Origin of the sequence: Tissierella creatinophila DSM 6911, from assembly GCF_001940565.1 — a bacterium.
Lineage (GTDB): Bacteria > Bacillota > Clostridia > Tissierellales > Tissierellaceae > Tissierella_A > Tissierella_A creatinophila.
Genome location: NZ_LTDM01000051.1, coordinates 1 through 1,743, shown reverse-complemented (window position 1 = coordinate 1,743; position 1,743 = coordinate 1). Strand labels below are relative to the sequence as shown.

Sequence of the window (1,743 nt, the reverse complement as noted above, 5' to 3'; positions counted from 1 at the left end):
TAGATAGTTGCAGAATAGAGTTTTGAAATTATCTAAGGTTATCCACAAAGGGAAATTTAATTCAATAAATAAATATGCTCGTTAATTTTGGAGAATCTAGTTATACACAGAAAAAGGGCATAGAAAACTAAAGGTTAAATTTAACCAGTTAAATTTTTCGATTTAATTTAGAAACTAAGCTATTAAAGATTTAATAGCAAGTGGATTCTCTGATTTTCCAGCTTTAAATATTAAAATAAAAGATATTAATTGAGAAATACAGGCAAATAATATATCTGATTTTAAAGATACAGTATTTCTGACTTTAGAAGTCTTGATTTGGATAAAGTTTTTAAGTTGAGAAATTGACCTTTCACAAATAGTTCTAAGTCTATATAGTTTTTTCCATTTTAGGCTATCGCGAGGCATTGCAGTATTAAATCTGTAATTATGATGAATTGTAATTTGTTTAATTCTACCGCATTTTGATGGAGTACAAGGATCTTCACAACTTAAGATATACTGACACCTTCCTTTAATAGTTAACTTTTGAACCTTAGGGCAAAGATATTTAATTCTATCTGAACGACCTTTTTCTCTTGTGATACCATCATAATTCATAGGTAAAGAAGGATCTCTTGGACAAAGGGGAATACCAATTTCATTAAATCCAGGTTGGGGTAAATCTTTAGAATTACGAGGATTTAGGTTTATGATAGGCATAATGTTTTTCTTGTGAAGATAAGCGTAATTATCATCTGCATCAAAGCCAGAATCACCTAAAAAGTATTTAAACTTAAAGTTGGGATGAAGTTGGAAGAATGTTTCTAAAGAAGGAATTAAAGATTTAGAATCAAAAGAATCCTTAACATCCTGAGGTCTTAAATCTTGGTCAAGATTGTTATCAGAATCATAAAAATTAACATTTCTAACAAGTCCAAGAGCGTTAGTGGAAACAATACATTTTAAAAAGTATCCAAAATGGCCATTTAAGTAGGTTAACTTAGCATCAGGATTAGAAGAAGCAAACTTAGGCATCTGACCTTGTGCATACTTTTCAACGTCAAATACTGAGTTAGGATTAGTCTTTGAAAAGAACTTTGCATGTGACTTAGATTTTCTAAGCTGTGACTGATAAAACTTAAGATTGTTTTCAGTAACATAAGCTTCAACTCCAGTTGTATCAGTAATTAAAATAGAAGATAAAAAGGGACTGATCTCTTTTGAAATATCTTCAGTGAAATCTACTAAAACATTGAATAAATCATTTAAATTATCTAGAAAAATTGATTTAAATCTAGAAAACTGTGATTTATGAGGAACCTTTAAGAAGCCACAAAACTGACGAAGTTCAGATGAAATAGATAAAATTGTAATTAAAAGATCAACAGAAGGAATAGATAAAATATTTTTAACAATAAAAGCATTAAGCATAGATTCAAGTGAAAAATCTCTTTTAGACCCAAAATTAGAATAATATTTTCGATAAAAAGAAAAGGGGATAAAGTCACTGATACTAATAAATTTATCTAATAAAGAAAGTAAATCATTTTGATTTTGATTGTAAAACTTATCAAAATCATTAGAAACATCACAAAAATTTAATTGTTTAGCTGAAACTGGCATGGGATTCTCCTTTCAATTTCCGTTTTGAGTTATAAACAACTTGATACTGTATATATACCCAAAATCGGGGGAATCCCAGCCATTTCAATAGATTGAAATGCAGTAAAATAGCTCGCTACAGAGTTCTGCAACGAGCTA

General features: G+C 29.1%; 1 protein-coding gene. It reads right to left on the bottom strand.

Annotation, left to right across the window (positions count from 1 at the left end; all coding sequences use genetic code 11):
• Nucleotides 1-174 precede the first annotated feature (174 nt).
• Complete coding sequence (locus tag TICRE_RS10040; RefSeq protein ID WP_075727677.1) at nucleotides 175-1,605, bottom strand: transposase; 1,431 nt, start codon at nucleotides 1,603-1,605, stop codon at nucleotides 175-177.
• Nucleotides 1,606-1,743: the final 138 nt, after the last annotated feature.

What these genes read in the sequence shown, in the direction of transcription:
- TICRE_RS10040 (WP_075727677.1), bottom strand. Translation starts at nt 1,605, where the DNA reads ATGCCAGTTTCAGCTAAACAATTAAATTTTTGTGATGTTTCTAATGAT.